The sequence below is a fragment of the Streptomyces sp. NPDC054872 genome (assembly GCF_053610705.1).
This window is the reverse complement of the sequence record NZ_JBSGYY010000001.1, coordinates 207,134-230,531: the sequence shown is the minus strand read 5'-3', so window position 1 is coordinate 230,531 and position 23,398 is coordinate 207,134. Positions and strand designations below refer to the sequence as shown.

The 23,398-nt window shown below is 71.0% G+C and carries 20 protein-coding genes; 10 read left to right on the top strand and 10 right to left on the bottom strand.

Annotated features, from left to right (window positions below; genetic code table 11):
• Positions 1–96 precede the first annotated feature (96 nt).
• A complete protein-coding gene (locus ACWGIH_RS00985) occupies positions 97–813 on the bottom strand; it encodes a GNAT family N-acetyltransferase (RefSeq protein ID WP_453444049.1) in 717 nt (238 codons plus the stop codon).
• 89 nt (positions 814–902) lie between these two features.
• Positions 903–1,835 (bottom strand): NADP-dependent oxidoreductase, encoded by a 933-nt coding sequence (locus ACWGIH_RS00980; protein WP_453443895.1) that lies wholly within the window; start codon positions 1,833–1,835, stop codon positions 903–905.
• A gap of 331 nt (positions 1,836–2,166) precedes the next feature.
• Here ACWGIH_RS00980 and ACWGIH_RS00975 point away from each other — a divergent pair, with 331 nt between their 5' ends.
• Entirely contained in the window at positions 2,167–4,767 is a 2,601-nt protein-coding gene (locus tag ACWGIH_RS00975; protein ID WP_453443897.1) for a beta-glucosidase, read from the top strand.
• Here ACWGIH_RS00975 and ACWGIH_RS00970 read toward each other — a convergent pair.
• On the bottom strand, positions 4,764–5,471 hold the full coding sequence (locus ACWGIH_RS00970) for a TetR/AcrR family transcriptional regulator (RefSeq protein ID WP_453443899.1): 708 nt from the start codon (positions 5,469–5,471) through the stop codon (positions 4,764–4,766). The genes ACWGIH_RS00975 and ACWGIH_RS00970 overlap by 4 nt on opposite strands.
• Positions 5,472–5,546: 75 nt before the next feature.
• Entirely contained in the window at positions 5,547–6,743 is a 1,197-nt protein-coding gene (locus ACWGIH_RS00965) for a serine hydrolase domain-containing protein (protein WP_453443901.1), read from the bottom strand.
• Positions 6,744–6,924: 181 nt separating this feature from the next.
• Here ACWGIH_RS00965 and helR point away from each other — a divergent pair, with 181 nt between their 5' ends.
• The 5 genes from helR to ACWGIH_RS00940 all read left to right on the top strand — a co-directional run bounded on the left by helR (position 6,925) and on the right by ACWGIH_RS00940 (position 14,467).
• On the top strand, positions 6,925–9,090 hold the full coding sequence (gene helR / locus ACWGIH_RS00960; protein WP_453443903.1) for an RNA polymerase recycling motor ATPase HelR: 2,166 nt from the start codon (positions 6,925–6,927) through the stop codon (positions 9,088–9,090).
• A 191-nt stretch (positions 9,091–9,281) separates the two neighbouring features.
• A complete protein-coding gene (locus ACWGIH_RS00955; RefSeq protein WP_453443905.1) occupies positions 9,282–11,339 on the top strand; it encodes a phosphocholine-specific phospholipase C in 2,058 nt (685 codons plus the stop codon).
• Positions 11,340–11,635: 296 nt separating this feature from the next.
• Complete coding sequence (locus ACWGIH_RS00950) at positions 11,636–12,679, top strand: polyprenyl synthetase family protein (protein ID WP_453443907.1); 1,044 nt, start codon at positions 11,636–11,638, stop codon at positions 12,677–12,679.
• A gap of 145 nt (positions 12,680–12,824) precedes the next feature.
• The gene (locus tag ACWGIH_RS00945; protein ID WP_453443909.1) at positions 12,825–13,709 is read left to right on the top strand and encodes an ABC transporter ATP-binding protein; all 885 of its coding nucleotides are present in this window, start codon (positions 12,825–12,827) and stop codon (positions 13,707–13,709) included.
• On the top strand, positions 13,706–14,467 hold the full coding sequence (locus ACWGIH_RS00940; protein ID WP_453443911.1) for an ABC transporter permease: 762 nt from the start codon (positions 13,706–13,708) through the stop codon (positions 14,465–14,467). Before ACWGIH_RS00945 ends, ACWGIH_RS00940 begins: the two co-directional genes overlap by 4 nt.
• 99 nt (positions 14,468–14,566) lie before the next feature.
• Here ACWGIH_RS00940 and ACWGIH_RS00935 read toward each other — a convergent pair whose 3' ends face one another.
• Positions 14,567–14,815 (bottom strand): hypothetical protein, encoded by a 249-nt coding sequence (locus ACWGIH_RS00935; protein WP_453443913.1) that lies wholly within the window; start codon positions 14,813–14,815, stop codon positions 14,567–14,569.
• Positions 14,816–14,974: 159 nt separating this feature from the next.
• Between ACWGIH_RS00935 and ACWGIH_RS00930 the strand changes: the two genes are divergently transcribed.
• Positions 14,975–15,433 carry a CAP domain-containing protein gene (locus ACWGIH_RS00930; protein ID WP_453443915.1) on the top strand — a complete coding sequence of 153 codons (459 nt, stop codon included), beginning with the start codon at positions 14,975–14,977 and terminating at the stop codon, positions 15,431–15,433.
• Positions 15,434–15,435: 2 nt separating this feature from the next.
• Here ACWGIH_RS00930 and ACWGIH_RS00925 read toward each other — a convergent pair whose 3' ends face one another.
• The gene (locus ACWGIH_RS00925; RefSeq protein WP_453443917.1) at positions 15,436–16,509 is read right to left on the bottom strand and encodes a terpene synthase family protein; all 1,074 of its coding nucleotides are present in this window, start codon (positions 16,507–16,509) and stop codon (positions 15,436–15,438) included.
• A gap of 212 nt (positions 16,510–16,721) precedes the next feature.
• Between ACWGIH_RS00925 and ACWGIH_RS00920 the strand changes: the two genes are divergently transcribed.
• A complete protein-coding gene (locus ACWGIH_RS00920) occupies positions 16,722–16,940 on the top strand; it encodes a hypothetical protein (protein ID WP_453443919.1) in 219 nt (72 codons plus the stop codon).
• A gap of 74 nt (positions 16,941–17,014) precedes the next feature.
• A complete protein-coding gene (locus ACWGIH_RS00915; protein WP_453443921.1) occupies positions 17,015–18,016 on the top strand; it encodes a phospholipid scramblase-related protein in 1,002 nt (333 codons plus the stop codon).
• 95 nt (positions 18,017–18,111) lie between these two features.
• Here ACWGIH_RS00915 and ACWGIH_RS00910 read toward each other — a convergent pair whose 3' ends face one another.
• On the bottom strand, positions 18,112–19,032 hold the full coding sequence (locus tag ACWGIH_RS00910; RefSeq protein ID WP_453443922.1) for a DMT family transporter: 921 nt from the start codon (positions 19,030–19,032) through the stop codon (positions 18,112–18,114).
• A complete protein-coding gene (locus ACWGIH_RS00905; protein ID WP_453443924.1) occupies positions 19,029–19,841 on the bottom strand; it encodes a phosphatase PAP2 family protein in 813 nt (270 codons plus the stop codon). The genes ACWGIH_RS00910 and ACWGIH_RS00905 overlap by 4 nt, the downstream gene beginning before the upstream one ends.
• Before the next feature lie 189 nt (positions 19,842–20,030).
• Between ACWGIH_RS00905 and ACWGIH_RS00900 the strand changes: the two genes are divergently transcribed.
• A complete protein-coding gene (locus ACWGIH_RS00900; RefSeq protein ID WP_453443926.1) occupies positions 20,031–20,666 on the top strand; it encodes a TetR/AcrR family transcriptional regulator C-terminal ligand-binding domain-containing protein in 636 nt (211 codons plus the stop codon).
• Positions 20,667–20,810: 144 nt separating this feature from the next.
• Here ACWGIH_RS00900 and ACWGIH_RS00895 read toward each other — a convergent pair whose 3' ends face one another.
• Complete coding sequence (locus ACWGIH_RS00895) at positions 20,811–21,833, bottom strand: DUF2510 domain-containing protein (RefSeq protein WP_453443928.1); 1,023 nt, start codon at positions 21,831–21,833, stop codon at positions 20,811–20,813.
• A 142-nt stretch (positions 21,834–21,975) separates the two neighbouring features.
• A complete protein-coding gene (locus ACWGIH_RS00890) occupies positions 21,976–23,145 on the bottom strand; it encodes an anhydro-N-acetylmuramic acid kinase (RefSeq protein ID WP_453443930.1) in 1,170 nt (389 codons plus the stop codon).
• Between the last annotated feature and the right edge of the window lie 253 nt (positions 23,146–23,398).

Here is a 23,398-nt window from a genome sequence, read left to right as displayed (position 1 = left end):
CGCGGAGGGCCGCCGGAACCGCCCCTTCCGTCCCGGCGCGCCCCCACCCGGGCCAGTACCGCACCCCCGTCCCGGCCCCGCCCGCCCCCCACACCCTCAGCCCGGCACCCGAGCCGCCACGAACCGCGTCCTGCGGCGCAGCCGGAAGCCCAGTGACTCGTACAAGCGGATGGCCTCGGTGTTCCGCGCCGACGTATGCAGGAACGGCGTCTCCCCGCGGGAGCGGATCCCATCTGCCACCGCCAGGACCAGCCGCGACGCAAGCCCTTCTCCCCGGTGCCCCGGATCCGTGCAGACCGCGCTGATCTCCGTCCACCCCGGCGGACGCAACCGCTCCCCGGCCATCGCGACGAGAGCGCCCCCACGCCGTATGCCGAGATACGTGCCGAGCTCGACGGTGCGCGGCAGGAAGGGGCCGGGCTGCGTGCGCTCGACCAGATCCAGCATCTCCGGCACGTCATCCGCCCCGAGCCGCACGGCCTCCGGATCGGGCGCGGCAGCCACCCCGTCATCCACCAGCTGCACGCCCTCCATGTCGAACGTCAACTCCCATCCCGCGGGGAGCGCCACCCGCACACCCGGCAGCGGCACCTCGACGCCAGGGCCCGCGAGCGCGGCGAGATCCGCCCAGTCGTCAGGCTCGGGAGCGTCGGGCAGACCCAGCCACGGGGACACGTCCCGCTGATACCGCACCACGCGCCCCCGCCGCTCGGCGAACCGCGCGTGCGGCCCGTTCAGCGCCGCGTAGGCGGGGTTGTCCAAGGGATGCGGCCCTTGCGGGGGTGCGGCAGGCGAGACCGCGGAGGCAGGGATCACAGCAGGAGCAGGAGCAGGAGCAGGAGCAGGAGCAGGGGCCGCGGCGCGGCGGCCCGGCGCCGCGAGTCCGGGGTCCGTCACGCCGCTCACCCGCCCACCTCGATGACCACCTTGCCCCGCGCATGCCCGTCCTCCACCGCACGGAGCGCCTCACCGGCCCGCTCCAGCGGGTACGTGACGGTCACCTGCGGCCGTAGCACCCCATCGACGGCGAGCCGCGCCACCGCGTCCAGGACCTCGCTGGTCCGCGCCCGCGCGACCGCCTCCCCGCCCAACTCCCCGACCGTCTCCTTCGCCGCAGCCGTGATCAGCTTCCCCTCGCGGTCAGGGAGCGGCAGCAGGGATGCCACGGCCACGAGATCCTCGCCGCCCACCAGGTCGAAGATGGCGTCGACGCGCCCGCCCGGCGCCGCCGCCCGCACGCGCTCCGCCAGGTCGGGACCCGGCGGCACATGCACCGCACCCAGGGACTCGACGAAGTCCTTCTTGCCCGCGCTCGCCGTGCCCACGACCTGGATGCCGAGGTGCCTCGCCAACTGCGCCGCGGCCACGCCCACCCCGCCGCCGACCCCGGTGATCAGCAAGGTGGCCCCAGCAGGCAGATCCAGCTGGCGCACCCCGTCGTACGCCGTCGCCACGGCGACCGGCAGCGCGGCGGCCTCGGCGAACGTCAGGCCCTCCGGTTTGTGCGCGGCAAGGGAAGCGGGCAGGAGGGTGTACTCGGCAAAACCGCCCGTGTCCGGGTTGCCGAACACCGCATCGCCGACCGCGAAGCCTTCGACTTCCGAACCGACCGCCACGACGACGCCCGCGACCTCGCTCCCCAGCACCTCGGGGAACTCGGCGGTCGGCGACCCCGGCCTCCGCTTGCCCGCGCGCAGCTTCCAGTCGACCGGATTGACCCCCGCCGCCCGCACGGCGACCAGGAGTTGCCCAGGACCGGGCTCCGGTGGGTCCTGTTCGACAAAGGCCTCCACTTCAGGGCCGCCGAACCGCGTGAATACGTACGCCTTGGACATGTGCTCCCTCGCTTCGAACCGTGATCCGCATCCGCGTCACTCTGAACGACCGCCATGATCACCCCCCTATTCCCCGTGCGACACAGCGTTCACGAGGTCGCAATGACGCGCACCGACGCGCACCGCCATGGCCGCCCACCCCTGCTCCCCACCCATCACCACAAAACTGAACGACCCACAAAGTTTTGCTGGCACGAGCCTTGACCTTCACCGTTCAACCAATCAAGACTCAGGCCCCACAACACCGCACTGGCGCGGATGACGCATTCAGCTCTTGGCGTCGCCGACCCAGTTCGGCATGCCCAGAGCCGCGTTCGGAGGCCATCTCGCCATGTCTGCCACCACACGTCGTGAACTCATGAAGCAACTGGGCGGCACCGCAGCCGCCTTCGCGTTCGTGGCCGCCGCCGGCCCGCTCGTCACGGCGACGCCCGCCACCGCCGCCGGAGGAACACAAGCTCTCGCCTCCCCGGGCGCGGCCGCCGCCACGCGCCGCGTCCGGGGGCTCATCGCCCGCCTCACCCTCGACGAGAAGATCAGCCTCGTGCACGGCGCGACCGATCCGCGAAGACTGGGTCAGGCCGGATACCTGCCGGGCGTCAAGCGCCTCGGCATACCGGAGCTGCGCCTGAGCGACGGCCCCGCGGGCGTGAACGTCACGAAGTCCGCGACCGGCCTCCCGCCGGTCGCCACGCTCGGCTCCTCCTTCAACCTCGAACTCGCCCGCGAGTACGGCGAGGTCATGGGCCGCGAGGGCCGCACCCTCGACATGGACGTACTGCTCGCCCCGCAGATCGAGCTCTCCCGTACGCCCTTCTTCAGCCGCAACAAGGACCAGTCCGGTGAGGACCCCTACCTCAACGGCCTGATCGGCGCCGCCCAGGTCGAGGGCGTCCAGGCGCAGGGCATGCTCGCCCAGGCCAAGCACTTCCTCGCCAACAACCAGCGCCTGCACGAGTTCGACCGCGAGAAGCCGGAGAATTCGTACGACTTCATCGTCGATGACCGCACCCTTCACGAGCTGTACCTGCCCGCCTTCGAGGCCGTCGTCCGCGCCGGAGTCGCCTCGGTGATGTCGGCGTACAACCACCTCAACGGCGAGTGGAACTCCGAGCAGAGCACCACCCTCACCGACATCCTCCGCGGCGAACTCGGCTTCAAGGGCTTCGTCACCTCCGACTGGGGCGCCACCCACTCCACGGCCGCACTCGAAGCGGGCCAGGACATGCAGATGTGGGACGGCTCGTTCTACGGGGAGCCCCTGAAGAAGGCGATCAAGGACGGTTCCATCCCCGAGGCGGCCCTGGACACCGCCGTCTCCCGCATCCTCGGCCGCTACGACGCCTTCGGCATGCTCGACGGCAGCCGGGTCCCCGCCCGTAAGAAGATCGACGTCAAGGCCGGCGCCCGCGTCGCCCGCGAAGTGGCCACCCAGGGCGCGGTGTTGCTCGCCAACGACGGCGGACTCCCGCTGTCCCGCCCGGCGTTGCGCGACCTCGCGCTCATCGGCCCGACCGCCGGCCAGGTCGCCACATCAGTGTCGGGCGAGCGCGCGTACGGCTTCGAGGACCGCCTGGTCAGCCCCCTCGACGCGCTGCGCCGCAGCACCAAGGGGAAGATCTCCTACGAGGTCGGCGTGGACCTCACGGGCACCGCGGTCCCCGCCTCCGCGTTCCCCCAGGGCCTGACCCGCAAGGGCGGCGGAACGAACGACAAGAAGGACAGGACGGTCGACTTCGTCGGCGACCGGGCGCTCCCGGTCGGCACGACGGCCGAGTGGACCGGCACCTTCGTGCCGCCCACCACCGGCGAGTACGCGCTCAAGATCCAGGGCTGGGGCGCGGCCGTCTCGCTCAGCCTCGACGGCAAGGAGCTGACGACGGCAGGCGGCGCCCGCGACAGCTTCGCCCGCAAGTGGTCCTCCATCGTCCCGACCACCGACGGCCTCGACAACGGCCAGGCCGACCCCGTCGAGCTCACCGCCGGCACGTCCTACCAGGTCGTCGTCAAGGCCACCGGCTGGGCCGCCACCATCGCCGAACGCGGCCCGGTCCAGGTGCGGTTCGCCTGGGTGACACCGCAGCAGCGCACCGCCTCGATCGAGGCCGCAGCGCGGCTGGCCCGGCGCGTCCACACTCCGGTCGTCTTCGCCTTCAACGGCTCGGGGGGCTCGGTGGGCGGCAGCGGCGACTTCACCACGCTGACGCTCCCCGCCCACCAGGACGAACTGATCACGGCGGTGGCCAGGGCCAACCCGCGTACGGTCGTCGTCCTGACCACCGGCTGCCCGGCGACGATGCCCTGGCGCCGCGAGGTCGGCACGATCCTGCACACCGGTTACGTCGGACAAGAGGGCGGCTGGTCCACCGCCGACTTGCTCACCGGCCGCGCCAACCCCGGCGGCAAGGCCACGGTGACCTGGCCGAAGAAGGACACGGACCACCCCACCCTGGACCCGGCACACCCCGAGCGCTACTACGGCGTCGACGGCGTGGTCACGTACAGCGAGGGCATCTTCACCGGCTACCGCGGCTTCGACAAGGCGGACATCGAGCCCCTCTTCCCCTTCGGACACGGCCTGTCCTACACGGAGTTCGGCTACCGCGACCTGTCCGTGCGCCGGGCGGGCGAGGGGTACGAGGTGTCGTTCACGGTGACGAACCGGGGGCGGCGCTCCGGCGTGGAGGTCCCGCAGGTGTACGTGGGCGCGCCACGCGGTGCCCGTGTCGAGATGGCCGTCAGGACGCTGGCCGCCTTCGACCGCGTCGAGCTGCGCGCGGGGGAGTCGCGCCGGGTCAGGGTGCGGGTCGCCGAGCGGCAGCTGTCGTACTGGGACACGGACCGCGGCCACTGGGTGCGCCCGGAGGGGCGGCGCGCGGTGTACGTGGGGTCGTCGTCCCGCGACATCCGGCTGACGGGGGTGGCGCGCTAGGGGCCGGCGGGGGGAGCGGAGACGGACTGGGGGAGCCGCTCCGCCTCGGCCGGCTCCCCGAGTCCCTCGCCGTCCACGGCGAGGGCTCGGGTGAGCCGGTCCAGATGCGCCCGGTACAACCCGACGAAATCCAGGCGCCCTTCGGCGATGGCCCACTGCACCTGGAGCCCGTCGGACACGGCGAGGATCTCGCGCGCGACACCCTCCGGGTCCGTCTCCGGCCTCAACTGGCCCGCTGTGACCGCGCGTTGCAGCATCGAGGCGAGCGTGTGCGCGACGCGTTCGTACCGCTCGGCGAAGTAGGCGTGCGCAGGGTGCGAGGGGTCGCCCGCCTCCGCCGACAGTTTGGTGTAGAGCTGGATGAGCCCAGGCTGGGTGAGGTTGTACGCGGCCAGCGCGAGCACCGCGTGGAACAGCGCGCGCACGTCGTCACCGCCGGAGTTGGGGCCGAGCCGCCCGAACGTACGGACCGTGCGCTCCTCGCGTGCCTCGAGCACCGCCATCAGGAGGCGCTGCTTCGACCCGAAGTGGTGGGTGATGACGGTGGCGGAGGTACCCGCTTCCTCGGCGATCTTCGCCAGGGAGGAGTTCAGATAGCCCGCCTTGGCGAACAGCGCGAGCGCCGCGTCGATGATGGCCGCCCTGCGGGAATCGGCGGCGGCGTACTGCCCTGACGGGCGGTGGCGGGGGGTGCGCTGCTCCATGGGGGCAGATTACGTTCCCCCGACCCCCTCCCCTCACCCCCGATCCCTCACCCCCGATCCCTCACCCCCGATCCCTCACCCCGAGCCCTGCTTCAGCCCGCGGTACAGCGCCCCCACCAGATGCACGCTCCGCAGATCCTCCCCGGAGGTCCCGCCGCCCATCCGATTCATCACGTACGCGTACGAGACACGGTTCTCGGGATCGGCGAACGCGTAGGACCCGCCCGCACCCCCGTGCCCCAAGGCCCGCGGATTGGGCCCCGCCTGCCCGTACCGGTTCAGCATGTAGCCGAGCCCCCAGTCCCACTTCTCGCCCCACGCCGTGCCCGCCGCGAGCACCAGGTCCGGCTCGTCGGGCTCGCCCTGCCGTGTCCGGAGCCGTTCGAGCGCCGCGGAACTCAGCAATTCGCCGCCGCCGAGGGCCGCGTACACCGTCGCGAGCCCCCGGGCGGACGCGTGACCGTTGGCCGCGGGGATCTCGGCGGACCGGTAGGCCGCGCTGTTCACGTTGCCGACGGGCAGGTACTGCAGGGCGAGCGTGACGACGGCCATCGGGTGGGCGTCGATCGAGGCCACCGGCGGCGCGGGCGGCGGAGCGGAGCCGAGCGCGCTGCGCGGGCCGTCCGAAGCGAGCGGCCTCGCCATGTTCGCGCACCGGCCGTGCTCGCTCTCCGGAGTGCCCACGTACACATCCGCGCCCAGCGGCCCCGTGACCTCGCTCCGCAGGAACGTGCCGAGCGAGGCCCCGGTGATACGCCGGACCACCTCACCGACCAGATAGCCGAAGCTCAGCGCGTGGTACCCCTGCGCCGAACCCGGTTTCCACCACGGCGGTGTCGCGGCCAGCGCACCGCACACCTTCTCCCAGTCGTAGAGGTCATCCGGCGTCATGGGCTCGCGCGGCGCGATCACCCCGGAGCGGTGGCTCAGGAGCCAGCGCACCGGGATGTCGGCCTTGCCCTCCTGGGCGAACTCCGGCCAGTAGCGGGCGACGGGCGCGTCCAGGTCGAGCTCGCCCCGGTCGGCAAGCAGATGCGCGCACAGCGCGGTCATCCCCTTGGTGGTGGAGTACACGTTCACCAGCGAATCGCGCTCCCACGCGCGCGTGCCCGTCTTGTCCGCGTCCCCGCCCCACAGATCGACGACGAACTCACCGTCGACCGTCGCCGCGACGGAAGCCCCGAGATCGCCGCGCTCGGCGAAGTTGCGCTCGAACTCCTCGCGTACGCCCTCGAATCCCGGGGCTACGGTTCCGTGGATACGTGCGGTCATGACTCTCCTCGATCGCTGGAAGCGCCGGCCCGGCAGGAGGCAAAAAAAGAAGGCAAGGAGGTGTTCCCACTCCTTGCCACTCTTAATTTATAGCGCAGTGGGGGGCTTGCGGCAAGGCCCCCGTGATACCGCACAATCGCAGGCCTAAGCCCAGGACCTGCGAAAACGGGAGATTCTTTAAGTGCCTGCGTTGCTGTCCGCGTTCGACCTTCCTGCCCGCCTCGCCGCCAAGGCCGACCCGGCGCTGATCGCCCGGGACGAGGAGCACTTCGCGTCCGTCGCACAGACCCTTGAGGAGACCGTCGCCGAGGTCTCAGGGCGTCTGGATGCCCAGCGCAGGGCGCCCGGTGGCATCGGCCGTGAGGCGATGGACCGGGACCTGGAGATCCACCGCCTGTCCGGCCGCCTGCGCACGCTGAGCCGCTTCGGCCTCGACCTGTGCCTCGGACACATCGTGACCGCCGACGACCCCGAGCCCGTCTACATCGGCCGGCTCGGCCTCACCGACAGCGAGGGGCGCCGCCTGCTGCTCGACTGGCGCGCCCCCGCGGCCGAGCCGTTCTTCGCGGCGACCCACGCCGACCCGATGGGTCTGGCGAGCCGCCGCAGATACCGCTGGACCGACGGCCGGATCAGCGACTACTGGGACGAGGTGTTCACCGCCGACGGGCTCGACGGGCACGCGGCGCTGGACGACCAGTCCGCCTTCATCGCCAGCCTGGGCGGCAACCGCTCGTCGCGGATGCGCGACGTGCTCGCCACCATCCAGTCCGACCAGGACGCCATCATCCGGGCGGGCTCCCGCGGTGCTCTCGTCGTCGACGGCGGCCCGGGCACGGGCAAGACCGTCGTCGCCCTGCACCGTTCCGCCTATCTCCTCTACTCCGACCCGCGTCTCGGGCACAGCCGGGGAGGCGTGCTCTTCGTGGGCCCGCACCGGCCCTACCTGAACTACGTCGCCGACGTCCTGCCCAGCCTCGGCGAGGAGGGCGTACAGACCTGCATCCTGCAGGACCTGGTCACCGAGGGAGCCGCGGCGCAGGCCGAGAGCGACCCGGAGGTGGCCCGCCTGAAGTCGTCGGCCGACATGGTGAAGGCGATCGAGAAGGCCGTCGGGTTCTACGAGGAGCCGCCCACCACGGGGATGACGGTCTCGACCGACTGGGCGGACGTCCGGCTGAGCGCCGACGACTGGGCGGAGGCGTTCGACGCGGCGGGGCGCGGCACACCGCACAACGAGGCGCGTGAGCAGATCTGGGAGGAGCTCGTCGCGATCCTCCTCGACAAGATCGACGGCGACGTCCCCGGCGAGCTCTTCGAGCGCTCGCTGCGGCACGACGAGGAGCTCGTCACCACCCTGCACCGGGCGTGGCCGCTGCTCGAAGCGGCCGACCTCGTCGGAGACCTGTGGTCGAACTCCGCCTACCTGCGGATGTGCGCCCCCTGGCTCGACCGGGACGAGGTGCGCACACTGCTGCGCAAGGCGGCGCCCCAGGCCTGGACGCTCTCCGACCTGCCGCTCCTTGACGCGGCACGCCAGCGGCTCGGCGACCCGGAGGCGGCCCGGCAGAAGCGGCGGCACGAGGCGATCCTCGCCGCCCAGCGTGAACAGATGGCGCAGGTCGTCGACAACCTGATCGACGCGGCGTCCGCCTCCGGCGCCGACGGAGACGACGGCGAAGGCCTGGTGACGATGTTGCGTGGCCAGGACGCCCAGGTCAGCCTGGTCGACGAGTCCGAGCTGCCGCCCGCCGACCCGGACCGCCTCGCGGGGCCGTTCGCGCACGTCGTGGTGGACGAGGCCCAGGAACTGACGGACGCGGAGTGGCAGATGCTGCTGCTGCGCTGCCCGTCGCGGAGTTTCACCATCGTCGGCGACCGAGCGCAGGCCAGGCACGGCTTCACGGAGTCGTGGCAGGAGCGCCTCGAGCGGATCGGGCTCGACCGGATCGAGGTGTCCTCCCTGAGCGTCAACTACCGGACGCCGGAGGAGGTCATGACGGAGGCCGAGCCGGTCATCCGGGCCGCGCTCCCGGACGCCAACGTGCCGACCTCCGTCCGCAGCAGCGGCATCCCCGTGGTGCACGGGCCGGTGACGGACCTCGACAAGGTCCTCGACGGCTGGCTCGCCGCCCACGCCGACGGGGTCGCCTGTGTCATCGGCGATCCCGCCTTCCGGGAGACGTCCCGCGTCCGGTCGCTGACCCCGGAGCTCGCGAAGGGACTCGAGTTCGACCTGGTCGTCCTCGTCGACCCGGACCACTTCGGCGAGGGTGTCGAAGGCGCGGTCGACCGCTATGTCGCGATGACCCGCGCGACCCAGCAACTCGTCGTCCTCACGAGCTGATTCCTCACGAGCTGACCGGGCCGTAAACAAGGGGCTTTTGCCCCCATAAGGTCAGTCCTTGTGTCCCGCGCACCAAGGGTTGGACTTCTCTTCACATCCAGGTCACGGCCCCTTCCCTGATCATTGCTCCCCTTGACACACTTCACCCGCTCACGCCCCCCACACCCCACACCACGAGGTCGAATCCACTCATGCCAGAACTCAATCGGCGCCGGTTCATGCAACTCGCCGGAGGCACCGCGGCATTCGCGTCGCTCTCGCAGAGCATCGCGCGCGCCGCATCGCTGCCCGCACAGCGCCGCTCCGGCTCCATAGAGGACGTCGAGCACGTCATCGTCCTGATGCAGGAGAACCGTTCCTTCGACCACTACTTCGGCACGATGAAGGGCGTACGCGGCTTCGGCGACCCGCGCCCCGTGACCCTGCCCAGCGGTAAACCCGTCTGGAACCAGTCCGGCGGCGGCAAGGAAGTGCTGCCCTTCCACCCGGACGCCGAAGACCTCGGCATGCAGTTCATCGCGGGCCTCGACCACGACTGGGCCGGCGGCCACAGCGCCTTCGCCGGCGGCAAGTACGACAACTGGATCGCCGCCAAGTCCGAGCGGACGATGGCGTATCTGACGCGCGACGACATTCCGTTCCACTACGCCCTCGCCGACGCCTTCACCGTCTGCGACGACTACCACTGTTCGTTCATGGGGGCCACCGACCCCAACCGCTACTACATGCTGACGGGCCACGTCGGCAACGACGGCAAGGGCGGCGGCCCGGTACTCGGCAACCAGGAGGCCGGCTACGACTGGACGACGTACGCCGAGCGCCTGGAGCAGGCCGGGGTCTCCTGGAAGGTCTACCAGGACATCGGCGACGGCCTGGACAAGGACGGGCACTGGGGCTGGATAGACGACGCCTACCGCGGCAACTACGGCGACAACTCGCTGCTCTACTTCAACAAGTACCGCAACGCCAAGCCCGGCGACCCCCTCTACGACAAGGCGCGCACCGGCACGAACGTGAAGGCGGGCGACGGCTACTTCGACCTCCTGAAGGCCGACGTGAAGGCCGACAAGCTGCCGCAGGTCTCCTACATCGCCGCGCCCGAGGCCTTCACCGAACACCCCAACTGGCCGGTGAACTTCGGCGCCTGGTACATCGCGCAGGTCCTGGACGCGCTCACCTCCAACCCCGCCGTGTGGGCGAAGACGGCGCTCTTCATCACGTACGACGAGAACGACGGCTACTTCGACCACGTCGTCCCGCCGTACGTCCCCAAGGACGCCAACCAGGGCAAGTCCACCGTCGACACCGCGCTCGACTACTTCCCGGGCAACGCGCAGTACGCCGCCGGACACTACGGCCTCGGCCAGCGCGTCCCGATGGTCGTCGTCTCGCCGTGGAGCACCGGCGGTTTCGTGAACTCCGAGGTCTTTGACCACACGTCGATCATCCGGTTCATGGAGAAGCGGTTCGGCGTACGCGAGCCCAACATCTCGCCGTGGCGCCGCGCCATCTGCGGCGACCTGACCTCCGCCTTCGACTTCGGCGGCAAGGACATGGACCCCGACGCGATGCCGGACACCTCCGCCTACGAGCCGCCGGACAAGGAGCGCCACCCCGACTACGTGCCCAAGGCCCCCGCGAAGGGGAGCCTGCCCAAGCAGGAGTCCGGCTCCCGGCCCGCGCGCCCGCTGCCGTACGCACCCCTGGTGGACGGAGCCGCAACGCCCGCCGACGGCAAGTTCACGCTCACCTTCAGCGGCGGTGACGCGGCCGGTGCCTGCTTCCACGTCCGCTCCGGCAACCGCACGGACGGGCCCTGGACGTACACCACGGAGGCCGGCAAGAAGATCTCCGACACCTGGAACTCGGCGTACTCGAAGGGTGCGTACGACCTGTCGGTGTTCGGGCCGAACGGCTTCCTGCGCGTCTTCAAGGGACCCGGCAAGACCGCGGGCCCCGAGGTCACCGCCCGCCACGACAAGACCACCGGCAACCTCAGGCTCACCCTGCGGAACGCGGGCACCGCCGACGTGAACCTCAGCGTCTCCAACGCCTACGGCGGCGCCGCCCAGACGTTCAAGGTGAAGGCGGGCGGCACCGTCGAGCACACCGTCGACCTGCGGGCGAGCAAGCGCTGGTACGACGTGACGGTGAAGTCCGACGCGGACGCCACCTTCCTGCGGCGCTTCTCCGGGCACGTGGAGAACGGCCAGGCAGGCGTCAGCGACCCGGCGATCATCTCCGCCTGACACCCGGCGGCCCCAGGAGCGTCAGCACCTGGGGCCGCCGCTCCTGCCGCGCCCGGTCGAGATGCCCGTCCGGCCTCGGGCCTCGCCACGTGATGACCGACGTCCTCGCAGGTGGGGGCGGCAGTCTTGTGATCGTTTGTTGGTTGCAAGGTATGAAGGCTGCGTCCGCCTCAGTGATCCTTTAGCGGGGCGGTGTGCTGCGGCACGTACGTGGCGGCGACACCGATTGACTGGGAGCACGTGGCGCGGCACGGGATGTCCGCGCTGTCTCTCAGCGTGGTTACGAGGAGTGCCGCATGTCGCAGATCACCGATTCGGTCCCGGGCGCCGTCTTTCCACGATTGGGCTGGGTCGACGACCTGCTTCGTCCGGCGCTGGAGGCGGCGGTGGCCGCTCTTCCCGGAGCCGAGCGGAGGGTGGCGGGCTACCACCGCGGCTGGTGCGATTCCGATGGCGTGCCCGTGCCGGTGGTCTCCGGCCGGGGCAAGGTCGTCCGGCCGGCGCTGACGTTGCTGTCCGCCGTGGCGGTCGGCGGCACCGCACGGTGCGCTCTGCCGGGCGCGGTGGCCGTGGAGCTGGTGCACGACTTCACCCTGCTGCACGACGACGTCATCGACGGCGATGCCCTGCGCCGCCACCGGCGGGCCGCGTGGTCGGTGTTCGGCACACCGTCGGCGGTGCTCACCGGCGACGCACTCCTCGTCGCGGCGATGCGAGTCGTGACCGACGCGCCGTCCCACGTGGCGACCACCGCGGTGCGGGAACTCGTGGGAACCCTGCTCGAACTGGTCGAGGGCCAGAGCCTCGACGTCGCCTTCGAGGAGGCGTCCACGGTGTCGGTCGCGCAGTATCTGGCCATGGCCGAGGGGAAGACCGGGTCACTGATGGGGTGTGCCTGTGCCCTGGGCGGGGTGCTCGCGGGCGCCGACGCCGAACGGGTGGGCGGTCTGCGCGAGTTCGGCCGCCGCCTCGGTGTCGCCTTCCAGTGCGCCGACGACCTGCTCGGCATCTGGGGACGCTCCCTGCGCAGCGGCAAGCCGGTGGGAGCGGATCTGGCGGCGCGCAAGAAGTCACTTCCCGTGGCGGCCGCCCTGGCGGGGACCGGCCCGGCCGCCGAGCAACTGCGAGCCCTGTATGGCTCGTCGCATCCGCTGGGGGAGCAGGACATCACCCTGATGCGTGAACTGGTCGAGAAGGCCGGCGGCCGTGAGGCGGCTGAGGAGGAGGCGCGCCGTCAGATGGCCGCCGCGCTGCGGGCGTTGTCGTGTGCCCGGCCGACGGCAGACGCCTACCGGCAGCTGCAGGAGATCGCCTGGGCGATGATCCGACGGGATTCTTGACCGGTGAACGCGTTCGAAAGAGGAGCGACCGCAGGCGTGACTTCGGTCCGGGTGGGCCGTTGTCCGTGCGATGGCCGTTGGTGCCCTTCCCGGCCGTGACCTGGGCACTCGAAACGGGAACGTGGTGAAGAGACGCGGGGAACTTGTGCGAAAGACCGAGCCCAGCCCAGACCTCCCGGGTGACCTTCCCGCGGTCTCCGCCTACGGGCTACAGGTGATCCGCGGCAGCTCCACGGTGCTGGCCAACGTCACGTTCACCATCCCCCGCGGCTGCATCGTCGGGGTACTGGGCCCCAGCGGCTGCGGGAAGACGACACTGCTGCGTTCGGTGGTGGGCGTACAGCAGGCAACGGCCGGCCACGTGCAGGTCCTTGGGCACGCGGCCGGCGCCCATCAGCTCAAGACCCGCGTCGGCTACGTCACGCAGGCCCCCTCGGTGTACGCCGATCTCACCGTCCTCGAGAACCTGCGCTACTTCGCCGCAGCCCTGGGCATGCGGGGCTGGCGCAGGGAGGACGCGGTGGTGCGGGTGGTCAAGGAAGTCGACCTGGCCGATTACGCGGACAAGCTCGTCGCCCGCCTGTCGGGCGGTCAGTACTCACGGGTCTCGCTCGCCGTGGCCCTGCTCAACGAGCCCGATCTGCTGGTGATGGACGAACCCACCGTCGGGCTCGACCCCATGGTGCGCAGGGAGTTGTGGTCGGTGTTCCAGCGCCTTGCCGAAGGGGGCACCACCTTGCTGGTCTCCAGTCATGTGATGGACGAGGCCGACCGCTGCCACCGGTTGCTCCTGATGCGCTCGGGCAAGCTGCTCGCCAGCGCCGACCGCGCCACGCTGCTGGACCACACCGGATGCGCGGATGTGGAAGCGGCGTTCATGCGCCTGGTGGAGGCCGCCACCGAGGCCGACGCGCGCGCCCGGCAACGTGCCGTGGCGCAGAGCCTGTCGCCCGTCCTTCCCGGTCTGATGGACCAGGCCGCGGCGCCCGAGGCGGAGCGGGCCTTCTTCGCCACGGACGCCGCGTCATGAACCAGACCCGCCTGGCCGACCGGCTGCCGTTCTCGCCCACCATCACCGGCGCGACCGCGGTGCGTGTCCTGCAGCAGATCTCCCGCGACAAGGGCAGCACCGCCCTGCTGCTCGGCATCCCCTGCATGCTCATGGTGCTGCTCAAGCTGATGTTCCACGACTCGGAGGACAGCTTCGAACGCGTGGGACCCCAGGTCTTCGGCATCTTCCCCGTCATCGTGATGTACCTGGTGGCGTCCGTCTCCACGCTGCGGGAACGCACCACGGGCACCGCGGAACGACTGCTCACCATGCCGGTACGGCGCCTGGACATCGTGCTCGGCTACAGCCTCGCCTTCACCTTCCTCGCACTGTTGCAGGCGGTGCTCTCCACGCTCCTGTCCGTCGGCCCGCTGGGCCTCGACATCAAGGGCCCCGCGTATCTGCTGATGGTCGTCGCCATGCTTGGTGCCCTGCTCGGCCTGGCACTCGGGCTGCTGGTGAGCGCCTTCGCCCGCAACGAGTTCCAGGCGGTGCAGTTCCTGCCGGCGGGCGTCCTGCCGCAGTTCCTGGTGTGCGGTCTTTTCGTGCCGCGCGACCAGATGCAGGGTGCGCTGTCCGGTGTGGCCCAGGTGATGCCCATGACCTACGCCGTGCAAGCCGCGGTCGAGGCCGCCGAACACTCCGGCATCACCGGCCTGTTCGTGCGGGACACCCTCCTGATCCTGGCCTGCGTGATCATGGTGCTCGTCGCGAGCGCCGCCACACTCAAGCGCTGACACCGGCACAGACACCGGCGCTGACACCGGCACAGACGAACGGCCTCCTCCCGGACATCCGGGAGGAGGCCGTCGCGTTCGGTCTCCGTCAGAGGCGCCTCAGTCCCTGAGGTCCCACGCGAAGCCGCTCGACACGGTGCCGCTGCGCGGGACGTCGAACGGACCGACGTGGATGGGGTGGTCGTGGCCGCGGCCGTGGCCGTCGTAGTCGTCGTCATCGTCGTCGGGGATCGGGTACGCCATGGCCTGGGGCGGCAGGGTCGAGGCGGTGGCTGTCGCCGCGGCGCCAGCGGTCAGGGCGAGAGCGGCAATCGATACGACGGCGATACGGCGAATGCGCAATGACATGAAAATCCTCCTACTGGTGGACATGGAAATGCACGAACGGTGCGTGAATCCAGCCTAGTTGTAGCGTGAGCGACGCCGGTCAAGGAAATGCCGAATTCCTTCGAGTGGCCGGAAAAAGGAAAAAGGAAAGGGTGAAGAACGATGACCGGAAAATGCAGGATGACGCTCCTCCATGCGGTGTGCCTGCTTTTCGTGGCCCTGCTGCCCGGCACCCCGACGGCCGCGGCGGCGCAGCCCGATCCGGCGTCGGCCGTCGCCGCCGAGATCAACCGGCTCCGATCCGACGAGGGGTGCCCGCCGATCCGGCTGCGGAACTCCCTCAACCGGGCGGCCCAGGAGCACAGCGCGGACATGGCCGACCGCGAACGGCTCACCCACACCGGGGCGGACGGGAGCAGTCCCGCCGACCGGATGCGGGCCGCCGGATTCAGTCCCGCCCGCAGCGGCGAGGTCATCGTCTCCGGTCCCGCCACGCCAGGTGCCGCCGTCGACGCCTGGCGGGACAGCCCCCCGCACCGTGCCGTGATCCTCAACTGCCGCTACACCGAGGCGGGTGCCGGTGTAGCGGCAGGCGGGAGCAGCCTCTGGTGGACCTTGGACCTGGCCACGGCGCACTGAGGTCAGCCGAGGTCCGGGTCCCACCACCAGGCGACGGAGGGTGCGCCCTCCACCGGGCCGGGCCGGCGGTCGCAGGGCTCGTCGGCCCACGTCAGCGACAGATCCTCCATCTCGTCCGGCCAGTGGCCGAGGCTCAGATAGCGGGGGACCCGCAGCCCCCACTCGTTGTTCCCGCGCACCCCGTACCGCAGACCCTGCAGGTACGTGGCCAGGTCCGTGCCCGCGGTCGGCCGGACACGGTCGTGCAGGTGGAGGAAGCGCCGCAGCATGCGGTCGCGCAGCGCGTTGGCCTCGTGGACGGCTTGCTGCAGCGGGATCCCGCGCTCAGCCATGAGCACGGTGTAGATGTTCTGATCCGTGTGGCCCCGGCTCAGCTCCTTGTGCAGCGAGTGCCGGTCGTTGTCGAGGGAGGCCACCATCATCGCCATCTCGGTCAGCGCCTGTACCGCCGGGCGATGCATCTCCCGGTCGGGCACCTCGGCGCCGGTGGCCAGCTCGAGGAGCGCGAGGGTGGGGTGGCCGCCCGCCGACAGCATCCGCATCACCAGGAACTCGTCGAGGCCCGGCATGCGGCCCGCCGCCTGGTTGCCGATCTGCCAGGACACGCCCGCCAGCCAGGCGCGGTGAGCCTGCACGAACCGGTGGACCTGCGTGGGCGGGGCGAAGGAGCGGAAGCGGCGCATGATGTCCTGCAGGGCACCGATGAACCGGTCGCCGGCCGGCGCCGAGTCGGTCTCGCAGGCCCGCTGCAACCGGCCGGCCAGGACGTTGAACTGGGCGGGGCGGCCGCTCAGCGGACCGTGGTCACAGCGCGCGTCGTCGAAGCCGAAGCCCCAGTACACCCACAGGACCGCGGCCAGGAGTCGCTCGTCGTCGGCCACCGGAGCGAACCGGGCGAAGAATTGACCGCTGTGCGTCGCGACGACCCACGCCTTTTCCCTTTCCGATGCGCACATGCCGCTGCTTTCCACCCATTCCACGGCTTGCTTCTGGATCGGCAGGACATGGGGGTGGACGGCGGATTCCAGCGGGCAGTAAAGCGGCGGCAGTTCCACTTCGGACAGTTCGGATCCCATGGCGGCACGCACCTTCCGATAAAAGGGTGGGGGGTAGGCCACGATCATCGGGGAGCGCGTGCAGTGGTGCGGCGGGACGTGCCCGGGCGGCGGTGGCGTCAGCCGAAGTGATGGCAGTGTGCACGCAATTGACTTCGCACCATCTGATCGCCCTTTTGATCACACTTACATCCGGTCTGTGACCAGGTGTGCGATCCGTCGTTGTGCCAGGCATGCGAACTCTTCGTGTCTACCAGCGTGCCGTTGTCGTCCTCCTTGTCCTGACCGCCCTGCAGGGTGGTGCGTCCGCGACGGCCGACGGGCAGAAGCCCGGAGGCAAGTCGGCTTCGGTCGATCCGCTCAAGCCGTTCTCGCAGGGCGCCTCGGCGCTCGCCGGGATGGCGGCGCCGTTCGTCAACGCGGCCAGCGACGTCATGTTCCCCAGGCGATAGCCGGGGTGAGTCAGGTGTCACAGGGGGCGCGAGGGGCTGGCGAAGCGCCCCCATTCGCGGGGTAGTGTGCCCGGGTGACGACGCAATCGAACACTCCTGCAGGCTGGTATCCGGACCCCCAGGGCGCGCCCCAGCTCCTGCGCTGGTGGGACGGTTCCCAGTGGACCCAGCACACCAACCCGGGCCAGCAGGCCGGAGGTCAGCAGGCGGCGCAGGCCCAGCCTCAGCAGGTCCCGCAGCAGGCTCACGCGGCCCAGCAGCAGCCGGCCCAGCAGCAGGCGCAGGCCGCGTACGGCCAGCCGCAGGCCCAGTTCGGCCAGCAGCAGGGGCAGTTCGGTCAGCAGGCCGTCCAGCAGCAGGCTCCGCAGCAGGCGCAGTACGGCCACCCCCAGCAGGGGGCCCCGCAGGCCGACCCGGCCAAGGTGCAGCGTCAGGTCCAGCAGCAGGCGGGCGTCACGCCCACGTCGCAGGGCGGCGGCTCGCTCTTCACCGAGCCGGTCCTGGTGGTGAACCAGAAGGCCAAGCTCATCGAGCTGACGAACGAGTACAGCGTGATGGACCAGGCGGGCAACACGCTCGGCTCGGTCGTGCAGGTCGGTCAGAGCACGCTGAAGAAGGTCGCGCGCTTCGTCTCCAGTGTCGACCAGTTCATGACGCACAAGCTCGAGATCCGTGACGCGTACGGCCAGCCCGTGCTCAACCTGACGCGCCCCCGCAAGTTCATGAAGTCGCGGGTCATCGTCGAGCGCGCCGACGGCCAGCCGATCGGTGAGATCGTCCAGCAGAACATGATCGGGAAGATCAACTTCGCGATCATGGTGAACGGTCAGCAGGCCGGCGCGATCAAGGCCGAGAACTGGCGCGCCTGGAACTTCTCGATCGTCGACCACGCGGACAACGAGGTCGCCCGGATCACGAAGACCTGGGAAGGCCTCGCCAAGACGATGTTCACGACGGCGGACAACTACGTCCTGCAGATCCACTACCAGCTGCCCGAGCCGCTCCTGAGCCTCGTCGTGGCGACGGCGTTGACGGTGGACACGGCCCTGAAGCAGGACTCACGCGGCCTCGGGTGAGGGTGGTCCTCACCCCACCCGAGCGGTACGAACGGCATCGGCGCCCTGGATCCAGGGCGCCGATGCCGTTTCCGTTCCCCGCGTCCCTTGCGGGGTCACCGCATGGGGAGCGCGGCTGGTTCCGTCTGGCTCGGGATGGACGGCAGGAAGTACTCCGGCGTCAGTTCCGAGGGTGCCGTCGCGTGCGGCTCGTCCCGTGGTGAGCGGGTCAGGACGACCACTCCGTACGCCGCGATCGCCGCGCCCCCGGCGGCCATGAACAGCCCGGCCACGCCTCCCTGCAGCCGCTCGCCGAGCAGGGTGAGACCGATGACGGCGGCGGCCACCGGGTTGGCCAGGGTGACGACGGCCAGCGGTGCTCCGAGGCCCCCGCGGTACGCGGTCTGGGACAGGAGGAGACCGCCCACGGCGAACGCGGCGACGAGCAGCGCCACGACGATCACCTGCGGGCCGAGCAGCGGACCCGAGCGGTCCGTCGCGGCGACCGTCACGGTCTGGGTGAGCGCGGAGGCGACGCCCGAAGCGAACCCGGAAGCGGTCGCGTGACGCAGCCCGGGCCGCGTACCGGGACGGGAGAGCACGCCGATCACGGCCATCGTGATGCCCGCGACGGCCAGCGCCTCCGTCAGCGTCAGCGTGTCGTCGGGTGCGGGCCCGGAAGCAGTGAGGAGCAGGGCTCCCAGGCCGATGAGCGTGAGCCCGGTGCCGCGCCACTCCGGCGGGGTCACGCGCCGACCCGCCAGGCGGGCGCCCAGCGGCACGGCGGCGACCAGGGTGAGCGCGCCGAGCGGCTGCACCAGGGTGAGAGGTCCGTACTTCAGGGCCGCCACGTGGAGCAGCGCCGCGGACGCGTTGAGTCCGACCGACGACCACCAGGGACCGCTGCCGAGCAGCCGCAGGAAGCCGTTGCCGGAGTCCGTGATGCGGGTGGCGAGGCGTTCCTGGGCCACGGCGGCGCAGGCGTACGCGGCGGCCGAGACGAGCGAGAGCGCGACGGCGAGGAGGGTGGCGTTCATCGGCGGACCCCGGGAGCGGCCAGCTCACGCGTGGGCGCGTACCGCCGTACGACTCGCGAGCGCGCGGGATCCGGCAGCTTGATCACGGCGAGCGCGATGCCGAGCAGCGCGGTCACCACGAGGGCGTCGAGCCAGTAGTGGTTGGCGGTCCCGACGACCACGAGCAGGGTGATCAGTGGGTGCAGCAGCCACAGCCAGCGCCACCGCGAGGAGGTCGCGACGATGAGACCGACGGCGACCATCAGCGCCCACCCGAAGTGCAGCGACGGCATCGCGGCGAACTGGTTCGCCATCGAGTCGGTCTGCGGGGTGGCGCCGTACACGGTCGGCCCGTACACCTGCCCGGTGTCCACGAGGCCGGTCGCGGCCAGCATCCGGGGCGGCGCCAGCGGGAACATCAGGTGCAGCACGAGGGCCGCCGCGGTCAGCGCGGCGAGCACCCGGCGGCTCCACACGTAGTGCCGGGGCCTGCGCAGGTAGAGCCAGACCAGGAACAGCGCGGTGGCCGGGAAGTGCACGGTCGCGTAGTAGGTGTTCGCGATGTGTACCAGGGTGTCGCCGCTGAGCAGCGCGTGCTGTACGGCGCCCTCGCCCGGCAGGTGCAGGGTGCGTTCGGCGTCCCACACGTGGTGGGCGTTGCGGAAGGCCTCACCGGTGTGGCCGTTGGCCAGCTGCCTGCCGAATTTGTAGACGAGGAAGAGTCCTACGACGAGGAGGAGCTCGCGGACGAGGGGCGGTCGGGCAGATGTGTCCGGCTCCCGGACGGCTATGTCCGGTTCCCTTTCGGCAGGCTCGGTTCGGGATTCCATCCCCCGGCCCCTTTACGTGACGACTGGGTGGTGCGGGTAGTGAGTGGGGAAGCGCCTCGCGCAGTCGTGGAGCGCCGCACTCATCGATACGCCAGTGTACCGATACGCCAGTGTACCGATACGCGGGCGTACCGGTACACTGGCGTATCGATAGGGTCGGTCGAAGCCGCCGCACCGAGGAGAAGAGTCATGACGTCGCCGGACCGGGCAGCAGAAGCAGGCACGACGGACCCCACGGGCTCCTCGCGCCGCTCCAAGATCACGCCCGAGCGCGAGCAGGAGTTCTACGAGGCCGTCCTCGACCAGCTCCGCGCCTGCGGGTACGACGCCGTGACCATGGAGGGCGTGGCCGCGACCACCCGGTGCAGCAAGTCCACGCTCTACCGCCAGTGGAAGACGAAGCCCCAGTTCGTGGCCGCGGCGCTGCGCGCCAACCGCTGCGTGCGGTTCGCCGGCATCGACACCGGCACGCTCGCCGGTGATCTGCGCGAGGCGGCACGGGCCGCGGGGGAGTGGTCGACCCGGGACAGCATGCTGGTCCAGGCGCTGAGCCACGCGGTGCTCCAGGACGAGGATCTGCGCAGCGCGCTGCGCGAAGCGCTGGTCGAGCCCGAGACCAGGGCGCTCGACGAACTGATCGAGCGCGGGGTGGCCCGGGGCGAGATCGCCGCCGACCACCCGGCCACGAAGTTCATCACGGCTCAGCTCATGGGCGTGGTCCGGGCCCGTCCCGTCCTGGAGGGCAAGCAAGCGGACGAGGAGTACCTGTCCGACTTCGTGGAGGCCTGCGTGCTGCCGGCGCTGGGCCTGACCAGAGCCACCTGATCGTGGACCGGGGCCCGCCGGATGACGGGCCCCGATCTGCCTGGCGCGCCGCACCGTGGGGACGGGGGTGGCGTGGCCGCTCTTGGCCGGGCGGGCGGAATCCTCGTGGTTCCGCCCGCCCGGCTCAGACGTTCCCGGGGCCCGTCAGACTTCCTGGCCGTTGCCGCCCCCGCCGCCCGACGCGGCCTTGATCCCCTTGGTGATCTCATCCATGACGGACAGCTTCGGGGACTTGTCGTTCACGTCGATGCCGAAGCGGACGATGACGAGCTTCGACTTCAGGGTGGGGGAGGGGAAGGCCAGCGACTGGACGTATCCGTCGTCGCTCTTCTCGGTGACGGCCTTCCAGCGCACGAGGTAGCCCTTCTGGCCGGCCACGGTGACCGCCTTGGACTCCAGCTCCTTGTGCGAGGTGATCTTGCCGTAGGTCTTGCCGCCGTACGACTCCTTGGCGTTGACGGAGATGTCGGCCTTGGCGGCAGCCTCCGCGGTCTTGGCGTCGATCTTGAAGCCCTCGGCGAGTCCGCCGTAGGCGCCGCCGCGGGTACAGGTCTTGGAGGTCTCCCTGGGGCAGGGATAGGGCCCCGTGGTCACCGATGCGCCGCCGCCCTGGCCGGCCGCCCCGGTCCAGCCGTCCGGCACCGGGAGGCTGATGCCGCTGAGGGGGTCGGTGGCGTACCCCTCCTCCGACGGCGGGGCCGAGCCGTCGCCCGGCGGCTGGGACTGCTCGGGGTCCTGCGGGCCCTGCGGGTCCTGGGGAGAGCCGGGCTTCGAAGGGGCGGAGGACGAGGGGTTCTTGGCGGTGTTGTCACCGTCCCCGTCGTCATCGGCGGTCAGGAAGTAGACGCCGCCGCCGATCCCGGCCAGGACCACCAGGGCCACGCCTATGGCTATGCCTGTGCGAAGGCCGCGCCGAGGGGCGGTGGGCCCGCCCGGATAGGCGGGATAGGCCGGGTACGCGCCCGCGGCGCCCGCCGGGGCGCCGGGCGGATAGGCCGGGGGAGCCGTCGGGGGAGTCGCCGGGGCGGAACCACCCCACCCGGCGGCGGATCCCACCGCGCGGACCTGGTCCGTCCATGTGTTCCCGTCCCACCAGCGTTCGGTACGGGGGCCGTCAGTCGTCTGGCCGGGGTCGGGGTACCAGCCGGGAGGGGTTACCTGGGTCATGGGCGTCAGGGTATGAGCATTCGGTGAAAGCGGCATGAGAGGGGGCCGCTACTGAGGTCACCGTTCGGCCGCTGTACTCGGCTGCACGCGGAGGCACGCAGCGCTCTGCCCGCCGCTGTACTCCCCGGAGGGAGGGGCGAGTTCACCGCGCCCGGTCGTCCACCACCAACCGCACCGGGCCGTCGCCCTCAGGAGCGGGCACCCGCACGCCGGCCCGGCCCGGAGTGATCGACCCGAGCACGCTCGCATGCCGCGCACCCGTACTCTCGGGCACCGTCCCCGGCAGCCCGTGCGCCGTCAGGAAACCGAGGACCGCGAACGCGTAGGCCTCCTTCGCCGCCGACGGCAGTCCGAGCTCGTCGGACGTGCGCACCGGAATCTTGCCGCCCAACTCGGCCCGCAGGAAAGCCATCAGAGTCGGGTTGCGGGTACCGCCGCCGGAGGCGATGACCTCGGAGGCGTCCACCGACCTGACGGCGTCGGCGACCGTGCGGGCGGTCAGGAGGGTGAGCGTGGCGATGACGTCCTGCGGGGCGAGCGCCTCGTACCCGGTGAGCGCCGCCCGTAGATAGGGCAGATGGAAGAGTTCCTTGCCGGTGGTCTTCGGGGCGGGGCGCGCGTAGTACGGCTCGCGGAGCAGGGCCGCGAGCAGTCCCTCGTCGACGGTGCCGCGTGCGGCCATCTCCCCGTCCATGTCGTACGTGAGCCGCTCCCGGGTCAGTTCGCGCACGGCGGCGTCGACGAGCGCGTTCGCGGGGCCCGTGTCGAAGGCGGTGCCGTCCGCGGCGGTGATGTTGGCGATGCCGCCGAGGTTCAGCGCGGCGGGGGCGCCGGGCCTGCCGCGCAGCCACATCCGGTCGACGATGCTGACCAAGGGCGCGCCCTGGCCGCCCGCCGCGATGTCGCGGGGGCGGAAATCTGCGACGACCGGGAGGCCCGTCGCCTCGGCGATCCACGCGGGCTGTCCGATCTGCAGCGTGCCGTGCACCTGGCCGTCCGCGACCCAGTGGTAGACCGTCTGGCCGTGCGACGCGACCAACTCGGCTCGTCCGTCGCACAGTTCGCGGTCCGCCTCGGCCGCCGCGGTGGCGAAGGCCTGGCCGATGCGGGTGTCGAGCCGGCACACATCCGCCAACGTGGTGGCGGCGGGCGGGAGCGCGGCGGCGAGCGCCGTGCGCACCTCCTCGTCGTACCCGCGGGTGATCAGACCCAGCGGGGAGAGCAGCAGGCGGTCGCCGTCGATCGTCAGGTCGGCCGCCGCCGCGTCGATCGCGTCGTACGAAGTCCCCGACATGAGCCCGATTACGCGCACGTGCTGCCCCTTTCGCTCTCCTCACCAGTGCGTTTGATCATTGCAGCGAAGAAGGGGCGAGCGCACTCGCACGTACGATCCAGTTCAGGCCATCGACGCGGAGGGAGGGCGACTTGTCCATGCCCGCCACGGGATCGCCCGGTCCGCGCCCGGGAGTGCGCCGCACGAACCTCACCCGAACCGACGGCGCCTGGAACGGCCTGCTCCTGGAAGCGCGCGATCTGCCCCGGCCCGGTTTGTGCCCTTGGACCGC